The sequence below is a fragment of the Rhizobium bangladeshense genome, from assembly GCF_017357245.1.
GTDB classification, from domain to species: domain Bacteria; phylum Pseudomonadota; class Alphaproteobacteria; order Rhizobiales; family Rhizobiaceae; genus Rhizobium; species Rhizobium bangladeshense.
Genome location: NZ_CP071617.1, coordinates 22,934 through 35,470, shown reverse-complemented (window position 1 = coordinate 35,470; position 12,537 = coordinate 22,934). Strand labels below are relative to the sequence as shown.

The following is a 12,537-nucleotide window of genomic DNA, read 5'->3' as shown; positions in this document are numbered from 1 at the left end:
TTGCCCCGGTTTACCGCAGTAAACTTCCCGCTCATTTCCGGCCCCATGCCTTATGGATGAGATCAACGATTTCCGTATTGACCGCTTCCATGGCCTCCATGGCACGGTCATAGGTCGCGCGGGTAAACTGACTTCGCTCGACCTCATAAAGTGTCTGGTTGGTCATCGCGGCGTCGGAGATCGCAACACTGCGCAGCATCGGATTGGTGAGCACGTGACTTTTGAACATCGAGCGCATGAAGGCGACCATCTGCGTCTGCGGTCCGTCCTGCGGATCGTAACGGGTTACGAGATAACGCAGCCAGTCGAGGTTCATGTTGCCGCCGGCTCCCTTCAGCGTGTTCAGCACTTCGCCAAGCATTTGCAGGAACTGGCACATCGACATCACATCGAGCATCTGCGGATGGACGGTGATCAGAACCGCCGTCGCGCCACAAATGGCGCTCATGGTCAAAAAGCCGAGCTGGGGAGGACAGTCGATGATGACGACGTCGTAATCCTCGGCGACCGAAGCCAGAGCCTCGTCCAACCGCGCGAAGAAAACGCGCCCATAATCGCCCGCTTTGCCCTGCGCGAGGACCCGCGGCGTGTCGTGTTCGAACTCCATCAGCTCGAGATTGCCCGGCACAAGGTGAAGGTTCGGGAAATTGGTCGGCCGGATGACATCCCGCAGCGGCCGCCGCCGATCGTCGTAACGAATGGCGGCGTAGAGTGTCTCATTTTCATTGACGTCGAACTCCGGCTGAAAACCGTGTATGGCGGAAAGAGACGCCTGCGGATCGAGGTCAACGGCAAGGACGCGGTGGCCGGTCAGGGCGAGATGCTGGGCAAGATGCGCGGCACTCGTCGTCTTGCCGCTGCCGCCCTTGAAGTTGACGACGGCAACGACCTGCAGATGTTCGCGGCCGCGGCGGTGACGCATGTAATGCGTTCCGGCGCGGGCATTCTGCTCGAGGAAGCTGCGCATCTCTTCCATCTGCTCCGCCGTGTACGAACGGCGGCCGGACGGCGTAACCTGGGGGAGGGCACCCTTGCCCTCGAGCGAGAGATTTCGAAGATAGCCGCTGGTCACGCCTAGAAACCGCGCCACTTCGGCAAGCTGAAATTCCCGCAGACCCTTCAGCGCGCGCGGCGGAAACATTTCGAGCCGATGCTGCTTCAGCTTGTCGGATAGTTCCTGCGCCTGCCCAATGATCAGCTGGTCGACGTCGGAAATTGCTTTTTCTATTTGCGGTGCAATATTCATGGAAATCTCGAAAATGCGATTTAAAAGCTCTACGCGCCGTGAAACCGCATTTAGCCCCGATTCTGGAGGAGTGGCAAGGCAAATAGGGTTAACAAGATCCTATCAGGAGGTTGTCCCAATCTATTTCAAGCGCTTGCGAGGGCGTTCGTGTCGCCGGCCCGGTGCGCTAATCGCACATTCACCGCCCGAATCGACGAGATCAGGCGACATAATAATCCGAATCGAAAATGTCGGGCGTGCAAAGCGCCTTGTAGCAAGCCGCAGCCGCGAGGCGCCAGCTCCTCAGCGTGGTTTGAGCCTCAGGCGCGCAACGGTAAGGCGCGCGGGTCTGGTCGACTAGCCGCGACTTGCCAGATCAATCAAGCCTCAGCTCCCACGAGAACAGTCGGCCTGCCAGTTACTCGAGAGGCCGACGGTTGACATCTGTCATCGAAGTCAATGTCAGGCCGCTTTCCGCTTGCGCCATCGCTTTCACCAATGCGATGATCGTCTCACGAATATCGCGATCGGCAATCTTCAGAAATGCGCGGTTAAGCACCAATCCCTCTTTCGTTCGCAGGAATTGAGCGACCGGATCGGCATTCTCCGGCAGATCCAACCCCTGCAGGCTCAAGGGCTCGGACTCGTTCTGCTCGAAGAAGAAGCTCGGTGAGGTGTGAAGGACTTCGGCTATTCGCTGCAGACGGCTCGCGCCGATGCGATTGATGCCCTTTTCGTATTTCTGAACTTGCTGAAAGGTCACCCCGATCTGCTCGGCAAGCCGCTCCTGGCTCATTCCAAGCAACTGTCGGCGTGTTCTGATACGCGCGCCGACGTAGCTGTCTATGGCATTCGGTGTCTTGACATTCATCGCGTGTTTTCAGCCTCGATCGGATTTACATCAGCGCAGCTGTAGTATCCCTGTAAGCAGTTTTCCATGGCTGTTTTCATATAGCATAGCACATATGCGATGATGCCGGCTGACTGTGATATGAAAACCCCCATCCGACAGATGGCCACCGCCGCAAGAGCGGTCGACGGTGGACAAATCAAACAAAAGCCGTACCGATCGTGGCCAAACCGGGCTGGTGATTCTTGCCAGGCTTGCGTTAAATGTTTCGCAGCGACCGCCGCTCGACAGTCTCGCCAGCCCCGATCGCCCATAATCCATTGAAACGACGCGGCACAGATCGTGCCTGTGCAGGAGAGATATGATGGCAACGGTTGCCGAGGGCGCACCCCGTTTCGAAAAGACAACCATGTCTGTTCTGGTCGCGGTCAGCTTCTGCCACATGCTTAACGACATCATGCAGTCGCTGCTCGCCTCGCTCTACCCACTGTTCAAGGCGAACTACGATCTCGATTTTGTGCAGATCGGCCTTCTGACCATGACGTTCCAGGTCACCGCGTCTCTGCTGCAGCCGGCGGTCGGCATTGTCACCGATCGCTGGCCGATGCCCTATTCCCTGCCGATCGGCATGGCGAGTACCTTTTGCGGTCTCATTCTGCTCGGCAATGCCGGCAGTTTCGCGCTGCTGCTGGTCGCGGCCAGCCTGATTGGCTTTGGCTCGGCCGTCTTCCATCCGGAAGCCTCGCGGGTGGCCCGTCTTGCATCCGGCGGCCGCCACGGTTTCGCACAGTCCTTTTTCCAGGTCGGCGGCAATGCCGGCCAGGCGATCGGTCCGCTGCTCGCCGCCTTCATCGTCTTGCCACTCGGGCAGCATAGCGTCTCCTGGCTTTCTGTCATCGCCATGGTCGGCATGCTCGTGCTGAGCTGGGTAGGCAGCTGGTATATGAACCACAGGCGTCAAAACGCCAGCAGACCCGCCGTCAGCCGAATTCTGCCGCTGCCGCAGAACCGGGTCGTCTGGGCACTGCTGATCCTGGTGCTGCTGACGGCGACGAAAAACGTCTACATGGCGAGCGTGTCGAGCTACTTCACCTTCTATGTCATCGACAGGTTTGAACTCAGCGTGCAGCAGGCGCAGCTGATGCTTTTCCTGTTCCTCGGCTCGGTCGCCGTCGGCACCTTCCTCGGCGGGCCGATAGGCGATCGCTTCGGTGCCCGTTTCGTCATCTGGTTTTCGATCCTCGGCGTTATTCCCTTCGCCTTGCTGCTGCCCTATGCCAACCTTTTCTGGACCGGCGTGCTCAGCATCGTCATCGGTCTTGTCTTCGCGTCCGCCTTTTCCGCGATAGTTGTATTCGCGCAGGAGCTAGTGCCTGGCCGCGTCGGGCTGATCGCCGGCGTATTTTTCGGCTTTGCCTTCGGGGCAGGCGGGCTAGGGGCTGCGCTGCTCGGCGATTTTGCCGACACTCACGGTATTGCCTTCGTTTACCGCATCTGCTCCTACCTGCCGCTGCTCGGCTTGCTGACGGTCTTCCTGCCGCGAATCCCGAAGCAGAAATCGGCCTGAGGCCTATGCCCGTGATAGCCCGCTTTCGAAGCGGATCGGAGAAGTGATCGGTGAGCTGTCGCTTCTCTTCCGTTCAAGCGCTTGTCGCTGCCGAGTGAAGAGGCCGCCGTGGTTGAAAACGGCGCCGCGGAGGCTGTCCTTTATGAGAGGGTGCTTATAAGCCGCAATTAATCCATAAATTTGATGGAAATTTATGCTGCCGGCTTCGATGGCGGGGCAAGAGTTTTCCCGACCTTTCCTTAACATCAGACATTCTTGCTTCGCCCGCGATCCAGACGTTTGCCATGATCAGCCGGCTCGGGGCGTTCGGCCTCATTCAGTCAGACGGGATAAAAATGACCAAGAACAAAAATCTACACGGCCTCCACCTTTCGCGCCGCGCGGCTCTTGCCGCCGTCGCTGTTTCCGCAGCTACACTTTTTACCTTCGCGGCACCCGCGCCTTCCTTTGCTGAGGACAAGTCGATCAAGGTCGGCATCATGGCCGGCGAAGATGAGGATGTCTGGCGGGTGGTCACGAGCGAGGCGGCCAAGAAGGGCCTCAAGATCGAAACCGTTATCTTTAACGATTATACGCAGCCGAACGAAGCGCTGGAGCGTGGCGAAATCGACGCCAATGCCTTCCAGCACCAGCCCTATCTCGACAACCAGATCCAGCAGCACGGCTACCATATCGTTCCCGTTGGTTATACCGGCGTTTGGCCGATTGGCCTCTACACCAAAAAGTACAAGTCCGTCGCCGAGATCCCGGAAGGCGCCGTCATCGGCGTTCCAAACGATCCCTCGAATGAAGGCCGGGCACTGCGCGTTCTGCAGAATGAAGGCCTTATCAAGCTGAAGGACGGCACCGGCATTCTTGCGACCGTTGCCGACGTTACCGAGAACCCGAAGAAGATCGAGATCAAGGAGCTCGATGCCGGCATCGTCGGGCGTTCGATCGACGATCTTGATGCGGGTGTCGTCAACACCGACTGGGCGCTGAAGAGTGGTCTTTCACCGGCCGAGCGCATTGCACAGGAGCCGATCGCCGACAATCCGTACCGCAACTTCATCGCTGTCAAGGAAGAGAACAAGGGTGCGGACTGGGTCAAGACGCTTGTGTCTTCCTACCAGAACGATACGGTCAAGGCCGAGTTCGATAAGGTTTACAAGGGAACGGGTCTGAGCGCCTATTGATCCAAGAGTAGGCCGGGGTTAAGGCCTGCCGGAAGGCGGTCCGGGCGTTCCTTTGCCCGGGCCGCCTTCGGTGTTTGTAAGGAAAAGCACATGAATTCGTTTGTTTCCACCACGGCGGTCGAGACAGATCCGCAGGCGGCCACGGCCGAAGAGGTGGTGAGACTTGTCGACGTGAAGCGTCGGTTCGGAGCCACGGCTGCGCTCGACGGTATTTCGTTGCGGGTGAAGAGGGGCGAAATCCTCGGCATTATCGGTCGCAGCGGCGCCGGCAAATCGACGCTGATCCGCTGCCTGAACGGGCTGGAGCGCGCCGACAGCGGCGAGATCCGGATCGAAGGCCGCGATATCACCGGGCTTCAGGAGCAGGAACTGCAGCCGCTGCGCCGCCGCATCGGCATGATCTTCCAGCATTTCAATCTGCTGTCCGCCAAGACGGTCGAGGAAAACGTCGCGCTGCCGCTGAAAATCGAGGGCGTTGCCAAGGTCGAGCGCCTGAAGCGGGCGCATGAGCTGCTTGACCTCGTCGGCCTAGCCGACAAGGCGAAGGCCTATCCCGGATCGCTCTCCGGCGGCCAGAAGCAACGCGTCGGCATTGCGCGCGCGCTTGCGGCACGGCCGGCGTTGCTGTTGTCCGACGAGGCGACATCGGCGCTCGATCCGGAAACTACTCGATCGATCCTGGCTCTACTCAGGGACATAAACCGTAAGCTCGGACTGACGATCTTACTGATCACCCACGAGATGGAAGTGGTGCGAGGCATTGCGGATCGCGTCGCGGTCATCGATGCCGGGCGGATCGTCGAGGAAGGGCAGGTCTGGTCGGTCTTCGCCAATCCGCAGCAAGCGATCACCAGGAGCCTGCTTGGTGGTATCCGCCCACAGCTTCCCGGCCACATCGCCGCCCGGCTTTCGGCCACCGGAGGAAGCGAAGCGATCCTCAGCGTCGATCTCGCCGGCCCTGAAGCGCAGGGGGCTCTCTTTGCCGAACTCTCCGCGGCACTGCCGCATTCCTTCCGTCTCGTGCATGGCGGCATCGATCACATCCAGAACCAGCCGGTGGCGCGGTTCTTCATCGCCGTTCCCAGCCGCGATCCAGCGCTCGCCGGAAAGGTCGAACAGTTTTTGACGTCCCGGTCTGCCCGGGTAGAGGTGCTTGGTTATGACGCCGATCATGTTTGAACTGCTTCTTCGCTCCCTTTGGGAGACGGTCCTGATGACCGTCGCCTCGGGGGTGATCTCGCTCGTCGCCGGCTTGCCGCTCGGTCTTGCGCTGGTTGTGACGGCGCGCGGCGGCATAGCCGAAAACCTCTGGATCAACCGCCTTCTCGGCGCCGTCATAAACGGCTTCCGCTCGGTGCCATTCATCATCCTGCTAGTGGCCTTGATCCCGCTGACGCGGCTGATCGTCGGCACCGCTCTCGGCACCGGGGCAGCCATCGTGCCGCTCGCTATCGCCGCGACACCTTATTATGCGCGCATCGCCGAAGTATCGTTGCGAGAGGTCGACCGTGGGCTGATCGACGCCGTGCGCGCCATGGGCGGCAACCGCTGGACCATCATCCGCGAAGTGCTGGTGCCCGAAGCGCTGCCGGGCATCGTCGCCGGTTTCACCGTCACATTGGTGACGCTGATCGGCGCCTCGGCCATGGCGGGCGCGATTGGCGCCGGCGGCCTCGGCGACCTTGCCATTCGCTATGGCTATCAGCGCTTCGAAACCAATGTCATGATTGCAGTGGTTGCCGTCCTTATCATCCTCGTCTGCGGCATTCAGTGGATTGGCGACCGGCTGGTCGCCAAGCTCGATCACAGATAGGTCAAAGCCGGAAGACTTGCAGCGGGGAGGGCAGGCTGTGAATGCTTTTGCTGCGTCAATTGTCCTAAGGCTGTATCGCATCAGCCAGCTGTGAAGTGATAAGGTGGCGGTGAAGCAGCCGGAGGAACGCATGACGAAGAAGACGCTGTCGGATTGGGCGGAGCTTGCGCAGAAGGAACTGCGCGCTTCGCCCGACACACTGACCTGGCACACGCCGGAAGGTATCGCTGTCAAGCCGCTTTATACTGCCGAGGATCTCGAAGGCGCCACGCATCTCGGCTCCTTGCCCGGTTTTGCGCCTTTTACTCGTGGTCCGCGCGCGACGATGTATGCGGGTCGTCCCTGGACGATCCGCCAGTATGCCGGCTTCTCGACGGCGGAGGAATCCAACGCCTTTTATCGTCGCAATCTCGCCGCCGGCCAGAAGGGCCTGTCGGTCGCCTTCGATCTTGCCACCCATCGCGGTTATGACAGCGACCATCCCCGCGTGGAAGGCGATGTCGGCAAGGCGGGCGTTGCAATCGACAGCGTCGAGGACATGAAAATCCTGTTTGACGGCATTCCGCTCGGGGACATGTCGGTTTCGATGACCATGAACGGCGCCGTCATTCCGATCCTCGCTTCCTTCATCGTCGCCGGCGAAGAGCAGGGCGTGCCAAGGGCCGAGCTATCGGGAACTATACAGAACGACATCCTCAAGGAGTTCATGGTCCGCAACACCTATATCTATCCGCCCGAACCTTCGATGCGGATCGTTGCCGACATCATCGACTATACGGCAAGGGAGATGCCGAAATTCAACTCGATCTCGATCTCCGGCTATCACATGCAGGAGGCCGGTGCGACGCTGGTGCAGGAGCTTGCCTTCACGCTGGCGGACGGTCGCGAGTATGTCAGGGCAGCGATCGCCAAGGGTCTCAACGTCGATGATTTCGCCGGGCGGCTCTCCTTCTTCTTTGCGATCGGCATGAACTTCTTCATGGAAGCTGCGAAGTTGCGCGCTGCCCGGCTGCTCTGGAGCCGCATCATGGAGGAGTTCCAGCCGAAGAAGGCATCTTCGCTGATGCTGCGCACCCATTGCCAGACCTCCGGCGTCTCATTGCAGGAGCAGGATCCCTACAACAACATCATCCGCACGGCCTTTGAGGCGATGTCGGCCGTGCTCGGCGGCACGCAGTCGCTGCACACCAACTCTTTCGACGAGGCGATTGCGCTGCCGACGGAATTCTCCGCCCGCATCGCCCGCAATACACAGCTGATCCTCCAGCACGAGACCGGCGTGACCAAGGTCGTCGATCCGCTGGCCGGCTCCTATTACGTCGAGAGCCTGACGAAGGAACTTGCCGACAACGCCTGGGCGCTGATCGAGGAGGTGGAAGCGCTCGGCGGCATGACGAAGGCTGTCAACGAAGGTTTGCCGAAGCGGCTGATCGAGGAAGCAGCCGCGCGTCGCCAGGCCGCCGTCGACAAGGGCGAGGAGGTCATCGTCGGCGTCAATCGCTACAGGCTCGACAGCGAACAGGCGATCGACATTCTCGAGATCGACAACAGCGCGGTGCGCACCGCCCAGATCAAACGGATCGAGGAGACCAAGCGGCGACGCGACGGCGCTGCGGTGCGCGAGACGCTGGGCGCTCTGGCGGAGGTCGCGCGGAACGGCAGGGGCAACCTCCTGGAAGCCGCCGTCAAGGCTGCGCGGGCCCGCGCCACCGTCGGCGAGATCTCAGATGCGATGCGCGATGCCTTCGGTGATCATGCCGCAACACCTGTCGTCATCAAGGGTGTCTATGGCGAGGCCTATAACAACGAGCCGGAACTCGCCGTGCTGAAGACCCGCATGGTGGAGGTCACGGAAGCGATGGGGCAGCGGCCGAAAATCATGGTCGCCAAGCTCGGTCAAGACGGTCACGATCGTGGCGCCAAGGTGATCGCCTCGGCCTTCGGAGACATCGGCTTCGATGTGCTTGCCGGTCCGCTGTTCCAGACACCTGACGAGGCTGTCGAGATGGCGCTTGGCGAAAAAGTCAATGTGGTCGGCGTATCGTCGCTGGCGGCGGGTCACAGAACGCTGCTGCCACAGCTGGTCGACAGACTGAAAGAGCAGGGGGGTGACAATATCATAGTGGTCTGCGGCGGCGTCATTCCGCGGCAGGACTATGAATTCCTGCACGAACACGGCGTGGCAGCCGTGTTCGGCCCAGGCACCAATGTTCTGGAGGCGGCAAACTCGGTCCTCGACCTCCTGCAGGGCAGACGGCGAAACCAGTAGCTTAGTCTGGTCTAAAGTAGCCCGCGCTTTGCAAGATTGCGCATCAGCGCCGCAATGCCGAAGGTCCAGGGCGGGCATTCGGTGGAGAGGCGCACCGTATTGAAGAGCGCGCCGAGACCCGCCGAGGAAATCTCGACGACATCGCCGATCTTGTGCGTGAAACCTTGCTTCGGCGCGTCACGGTCCTGCGTTGGAGCAAACAGCGTACCGAGAAAGAGCATGAAGCCGTCGGGATATTGATGATGCGGCCCAAGCGTCTGCCTGACGAGATCGGTCGGATCGCGGCTGATCTGTGACATCGAGCTCTTGCCATGCATCACGAAGCCATCTTCGCCGGTCACTTTCAAGTCGAGTTCGGCCCTGCGCACTTCATCCAATCCGTAACCGTCGTCGAACAACCGGATGAAAGGACCGATCGAGCAGGAGGCATTGTTGTCCTTAGCCTTGCCGAGCAGCAGCGCCGAGCGCCCTTCGACATCTCGAAGATTGACGTCGTTGCCCAGCGACGCGCCCTTGATCTCGCCGCGGCTGCTGACGGCGAGCACGATCTCCGGCTCGGGATTGTTCCAGGTGGAGATTGGATGCAGGCCGACATCCGCCCCCCAGCCGACGGAGGACAGCACCGGCGCCTTGGTGAAGACTTCGGCGTCGGGACCGATGCCGACTTCGAGATATTGCGACCATATGCCTTCGTCGATCAGGGCCTGCTTGACCTTGGCAGCCTCCGGCGAACCGGCCTTGAGATTGGTGAGGCTGCCGCCGATCAGCGTGCTGACACGTTCACGGATCGAAGCGGCGCGGTCAGGATTGCCAGCTGCCTTTTCCTCGATGACGCGCTCGATCATCGATTGGGCGAAGGTGACGCCGCAGGCCTTGACAGCCTGCAGATCGGCGGGCGCCAACAGATAGGGGCGCCCTTGATCCGGCGTCCCCTTGCTGTTGGCGGCGATCTCCTCCAACGAGCCGATCGCCCTGCCGCTTGCGGCGCGGGCGAAGCCGGCGGCATCCTGCCTCTCGATGAGGGCGCTCAGCGTCGGCGCCTCGCGCGACGTGATGTCGACAAGCATCCCCTCCCGAAGCGTGACAATGCTCGGTCCGGCGACCTCGGGATTCCAGACGCGGCCGACAAAAAGACCGGCCGAAGCGTCGGCATTGAGAAGGGGATGAGACATGGTAGTCCTCCGTCACACGCAAGCGGGTGCGCTCTTTATGAATTTCCAAGATCGTTGCCACCCTCCAGCCCGGTGACGGCTGAAACGATCACATTCACACGGATGGAGCAAGAGATAGCGGAGAAAAACACTTTCGTTTGGTCGGATCAAGTGAGCGGCTTTTTGACGAAACTCCGTGCAGAAGCCGGTAAATAACTATTTAGATACAAAATATCCGTTTATTTTCAGATGGTTATTACGATCTTTGCACATTTTCAGTCTCGATCTCGCCTTGACAGGCGGCAACTTTCGTTATCTGTTTTGGCCGACATGGAGGATGCCGGCGTCAGCCAGGCCCTAGAAAATCGCTGGAGGACATTGCAGCAATGTTGAGATTTGCCGTCGTCGGAATCGACCATGGGCATACGTTCGATCACGTAAAGGGCCTGCTCGCCTCAGGCGGCGAGTTCGTCGGCTACTGCCCCCAGACCTCGGTGCCGGCGCTTCGCGAAGCCTTCGATAAGACCTATCCGGATGCGCCGCAGATCGACCGTGAAAAGCTGTTCGACGACCCGTCGATCGACGTCATCTGCATTTCCGCCATTCCGCGCGACCGCGCCGGTCTTGCCATCCGCGCGATGAAATCGGGCAAGGACGTGATGACCGACAAGCCCGGCGTCACGACATTCTCCCAGCTTGAGGAGGTCAAGAAAACTGTCGCCGAGACAGGCAGAATCTTCTCGATCTGCTTTTCCGAGCGCCATTGCGTCCGCTCCGCCGTCAAGGCAGGCAAACTCATAGCCGATGGCGCAATCGGCAAGGTGATCCAAACGCTCGGCGTCGGCCCACACCGACTTCAGTTGCCGACCAGGCCCAGCTGGTTCTTCGACCCGGAAGCCTTCGGCGGTATCATCGTCGATATTGCCTCGCATCAGATCGACCAGTTTCTGTTTTACACAGGATCGACCTCAGGCGAGGTCATCGCCAGCTCGATCGGCAATTTCGGCATGCCTGACAAACCAGCCTTCCAGGACTTCGGCGAAGTGCTCTTACGCTCCGAGAGGGCGGCGGGATATGTCCGCGTCGACTGGTTCACCCCGGAGGCGCTGCCGACCTGGGGCGATGGGCGGCTGACCATCCTCGGGACCGAAGGCTATATCGAGCTGCGCAAGTATATCGACATTGCCGGCCGGCCGGGCAAGGATCACCTCTTCCTCGTCAACGGCAAGGAAATGACCCACATCGATTGCAGCGGTGAAAAGCTCGACTATTTCGACGCTTTCACCGCCGACGTCGGCAGCCGTACGCAGACAGCGATGACGCAGGAACACGTGTTCGAAGTCTGCCGCCTTTCGCTCGAAGCCCAGACGAAAGCCGCGCGCATCGGCGCCCGCTGAGGAGGATCGCATGACCAGGAAATTGCGCGTCGGCGTCATCGGCGCAGGGATTGCTGCGCGGCATCTGGCCGGTTTCGGCTGGAACAAGGATATCTTCGAGGTGCCCGTGCTCTGCTCGCTGGACGAGGATCGCGGCAGGGCGCTGTGCGAAGAATACGGTGTGGGAGAATATACGCAGGACACCGATTCACTGTTTGCCCGTGACGATCTCGACATTATCGACATTTCGACGCCGCCGAGCTCGCATTTCGAACTCTGCCGCAAGGGCATCGAATCCGGGAAGCACGTGATCTGCGAGAAGCCGCTCTTCGGCTCGATTGCCGAGGTCGACGAGATGGGTCGCATCCTCGCCCGCTTCCCCGGCCAAAAGCTGATGCCGATCTTCCAGTATCGCTACGGCTCCGGGCTGCAGAAACTGAAGCTGCTGATCGATCGCGGGCTTGCCGGCAAGCCGTTCCTGACGACGATCGAAACCCATTGGTGGCGTGGCCCGGATTATTACGCCGTGCCGTGGCGCGGCAAGTGGGCGAGTGAACTCGGCGGCGGCCTTCTCGGTCACGCGATCCACGCTCATGACATGCTGAATTACGTGCATGGGCCCTGCGCCGAGGTGTTTTCCTATGGCGCGACGCTGGTCAATCCGATCGAGGTGGAAGATACGGCAGCCCTATCGGTGAAGATGCAAAACGGCTCGCTGGCGACGCTGTCAATGACGCTTGGCTCGCGCAAGGAGATCTCGCGGCTTCGTTTCTGCTTCAGCGACCTCGTCGCCGAAAGCATCCTCGAACCCTATACGATGGGCCGCGACCCCTGGGTCTTTACCGCCGGAACCGAGGAGCACCAGGCGCGGGTCGATGCGGTGCTCGCCGCCTATGTTCCGGGTGAAGACGGCTATACCCGTCAGTTCGAACTGTTCCATCGGGCAATCGTCGAAGACACGGATCCGCCGGTGACGTTGCAGGACGCCCGCAATTCGCTGGAGCTCGTGACGGCCGCTTATTTCTCGCAACGCACCGGCAAGCCGACGCCGATGCCGATCGCCGCCGATCATCCACTCTATCGCTCCTGGCTTCCGGAAGAATAGCGCATG

The 12,537-nt window shown here is 60.4% G+C and carries 10 protein-coding genes; 7 read left to right on the top strand and 3 right to left on the bottom strand.

What is annotated here, in order from left to right; all coding sequences use genetic code 11:
• Positions 1-31: 31 nt before the first annotated feature.
• Entirely contained in the window at positions 32-1,246 is a 1,215-nt protein-coding gene (gene repA / locus J2J98_RS29305) for a plasmid partitioning protein RepA (protein WP_207604252.1), read from the bottom strand.
• A 397-nt stretch (positions 1,247-1,643) separates the two neighbouring features.
• A complete protein-coding gene (locus tag J2J98_RS29300; protein ID WP_064710377.1) occupies positions 1,644-2,096 on the bottom strand; it encodes a helix-turn-helix domain-containing protein in 453 nt (150 codons plus the stop codon).
• Between the two features lie 340 nt (positions 2,097-2,436).
• Between J2J98_RS29300 and J2J98_RS29295 the strand changes: the two genes are divergently transcribed.
• The 5 genes from J2J98_RS29295 (at position 2,437) to scpA (ending at position 8,899) form a co-directional block, all read left to right on the top strand.
• Positions 2,437-3,642, top strand: coding sequence for an MFS transporter (locus J2J98_RS29295; RefSeq protein WP_171049277.1), 1,206 nt, complete (start codon positions 2,437-2,439; stop codon positions 3,640-3,642).
• Between the two features lie 335 nt (positions 3,643-3,977).
• Entirely contained in the window at positions 3,978-4,817 is an 840-nt protein-coding gene (locus J2J98_RS29290; RefSeq protein ID WP_064710379.1) for a MetQ/NlpA family lipoprotein, read from the top strand.
• A 90-nt stretch (positions 4,818-4,907) separates the two neighbouring features.
• Positions 4,908-5,996, top strand: a complete 1,089-nt coding sequence (locus J2J98_RS29285; RefSeq protein ID WP_064711951.1) for a methionine ABC transporter ATP-binding protein — start codon at positions 4,908-4,910, stop codon at positions 5,994-5,996.
• Entirely contained in the window at positions 5,977-6,630 is a 654-nt protein-coding gene (locus J2J98_RS29280; RefSeq protein ID WP_064710381.1) for a methionine ABC transporter permease, read from the top strand. Before J2J98_RS29285 ends, J2J98_RS29280 begins: the two co-directional genes overlap by 20 nt.
• A 130-nt stretch (positions 6,631-6,760) precedes the next feature.
• Positions 6,761-8,899: a methylmalonyl-CoA mutase gene (gene scpA / locus J2J98_RS29275; RefSeq protein WP_207604251.1), complete on the top strand. Its 2,139-nt coding sequence runs from the start codon at positions 6,761-6,763 to the stop codon at positions 8,897-8,899.
• Positions 8,900-8,910: 11 nt separating this feature from the next.
• Here scpA and J2J98_RS29270 read toward each other — a convergent pair whose 3' ends face one another.
• Positions 8,911-10,071 carry a fumarylacetoacetate hydrolase family protein gene (locus tag J2J98_RS29270; protein ID WP_207604250.1) on the bottom strand — a complete coding sequence of 387 codons (1,161 nt, stop codon included), beginning with the start codon at positions 10,069-10,071 and terminating at the stop codon, positions 8,911-8,913.
• 365 nt (positions 10,072-10,436) lie between these two features.
• Between J2J98_RS29270 and J2J98_RS29265 the strand changes: the two genes are divergently transcribed.
• Positions 10,437-11,447 (top strand): Gfo/Idh/MocA family protein, encoded by a 1,011-nt coding sequence (locus J2J98_RS29265; protein ID WP_207604249.1) that lies wholly within the window; start codon positions 10,437-10,439, stop codon positions 11,445-11,447.
• Positions 11,448-11,457: 10 nt separating this feature from the next.
• Positions 11,458-12,531, top strand: coding sequence for a Gfo/Idh/MocA family protein (locus J2J98_RS29260; protein ID WP_207604248.1), 1,074 nt, complete (start codon positions 11,458-11,460; stop codon positions 12,529-12,531).
• Positions 12,532-12,537 lie beyond the last annotated feature (6 nt).

What these genes read in the sequence shown, in the direction of transcription:
- J2J98_RS29300 (WP_064710377.1), bottom strand. Translation starts at nt 2,096, where the DNA reads ATGAATGTCAAGACACCGAATGCCATAGACAGCTACGTCGGCGCGCGT.
- J2J98_RS29295 (WP_171049277.1), top strand. Translation starts at nt 2,437, where the DNA reads ATGATGGCAACGGTTGCCGAGGGCGCACCCCGTTTCGAAAAGACAACC.
- J2J98_RS29285 (WP_064711951.1), top strand. Translation starts at nt 4,908, where the DNA reads ATGAATTCGTTTGTTTCCACCACGGCGGTCGAGACAGATCCGCAGGCG.
- J2J98_RS29265 (WP_207604249.1), top strand. Translation starts at nt 10,437, where the DNA reads ATGTTGAGATTTGCCGTCGTCGGAATCGACCATGGGCATACGTTCGAT.
- J2J98_RS29260 (WP_207604248.1), top strand. Translation starts at nt 11,458, where the DNA reads ATGACCAGGAAATTGCGCGTCGGCGTCATCGGCGCAGGGATTGCTGCG.
- J2J98_RS29270 (WP_207604250.1), bottom strand. Translation starts at nt 10,071, where the DNA reads ATGTCTCATCCCCTTCTCAATGCCGACGCTTCGGCCGGTCTTTTTGTC.
- J2J98_RS29290 (WP_064710379.1), top strand. Translation starts at nt 3,978, where the DNA reads ATGACCAAGAACAAAAATCTACACGGCCTCCACCTTTCGCGCCGCGCG.
- repA (WP_207604252.1), bottom strand. Translation starts at nt 1,246, where the DNA reads ATGAATATTGCACCGCAAATAGAAAAAGCAATTTCCGACGTCGACCAG.
- scpA (WP_207604251.1), top strand. Translation starts at nt 6,761, where the DNA reads ATGACGAAGAAGACGCTGTCGGATTGGGCGGAGCTTGCGCAGAAGGAA.
- J2J98_RS29280 (WP_064710381.1), top strand. Translation starts at nt 5,977, where the DNA reads ATGACGCCGATCATGTTTGAACTGCTTCTTCGCTCCCTTTGGGAGACG.